We start from the raw sequence: 1,187 nt of genomic DNA, 5'->3' as shown, positions 1-1,187 counted from the left end.
CCGTACCAGACCAAAATTTGTCGTTAAGACAAATTTTGTCCTGCGAAGCAGGATTCTTGCTGATGATTATCCTAAATCTCAGCAAGAAGTCATACCTTTTTACGATATTCTTTACCATCAGTAATAAGAGGGCTGAAGGTTGGCATAGAGTCACCATAGGTAAAAGAGATTGTTCTAGTATCAAAATCATCAATCGGAATCTTTATAAAAGCTCCATCTTCATACCATGTACTAAGCCAGGGGCTATGTTCAACTACCATGTAATGAGGCGAGTCAAGCTTTACGATTCCGCCTTTAGCGATGAATTCACTGCGTATGATAGCTTCACAGTTGCGCCTTTTCTCTATGTAGTCATCATCTCTTCTGGCACACATGGAATCAGGGCGTTCTCTTTTAATCTTCTCAAGAATAATCTTAGAATCCTCTTTGCATACAGCTGTAAGGCTTCTAAATGGTCCTGATCTTTTGTCATAGTAATGGTATAGGTACATAGTATTTTTACCTTTTATGTCTGTCTTCACAGTTTCTTACCCATTTCAATTCTCATGTTATGTTCTTTAGGTCCATCGTTTGAGTATGCATATCTGTCAAAGCCTATAAGCTCAAATCCGTTTTTCTTGTAAAAAGAAATAGCTTTTGAATTGTAGCTCTGCGTCTCCAGAACAGCCATCCTTGCACCGCTCTTTACAGCATCTTCCATGATTTTCTCAAGAAGAGCTGTGCCAACACCTTTACTGCGAAGGTCTGTAGCGAATACGCATATATTTGAGATTCTGTATCTGTTGTTCCAATCTTCGAGGAAACCTTCTACAAAACCAATGAGTGTATCTCCTTCAAAAGCGCCATAAGCTATAGGATTATCCAGCCATTCAGACAACATGTCATCTGTAAGGGTCTCAACTATCTCGTTGTCTGCTTTTTTCCATTCAATGGAGAAGCCTTCGCCTTCTGGTTCGATGGAAAGGCATTTATCTGAACGAATCTCAGTTTTATACTGCTTTCCTTTGTATTCATCATAATTAAGTTGTTTAATTACCATTGTTCAGTAACGCTCCTGTTGTCTCAAAAAACTTACATCTACTCTGACTGTACCCACGGGCAAGCCCGTGGGGTTCTGATTGGCAAGTGTAGCTTGTAATCGTACATCATTTTCAGACTTTGGAGTTACAAGTGTAAATCTATTTAAA

General features: G+C 39.1%; 2 protein-coding genes. Both read right to left on the bottom strand.

Annotated elements, in window-relative coordinates; translation table 11 throughout:
- Window positions 1–89 precede the first annotated feature (89 nt).
- Complete coding sequence (locus G634_RS19530; protein ID WP_155830607.1) at window positions 90–521, bottom strand: hypothetical protein; 432 nt, start codon at window positions 519–521, stop codon at window positions 90–92.
- Complete coding sequence (locus tag G634_RS0114865; protein WP_026505921.1) at window positions 518–1,039, bottom strand: GNAT family N-acetyltransferase; 522 nt, start codon at window positions 1,037–1,039, stop codon at window positions 518–520. Before G634_RS0114865 ends, G634_RS19530 begins: the two co-directional genes overlap by 4 nt.
- Window positions 1,040–1,187: the final 148 nt, after the last annotated feature.

Origin of the sequence: Butyrivibrio sp. NC3005 (genome assembly GCF_000424545.1) — a bacterium.
Lineage (GTDB): Bacteria > Bacillota > Clostridia > Lachnospirales > Lachnospiraceae > Butyrivibrio.
The sequence above is the reverse complement of the archived record's forward strand: the minus strand, read 5'-3'. Positions and strand labels throughout refer to the sequence as shown.

Coding starts and splice junctions, on each gene's coding strand:
- G634_RS0114865 (WP_026505921.1), bottom strand. CDS start 1,039: ATGGTAATTAAACAACTTAATTATGATGAATACAAAGGAAAGCAGTAT.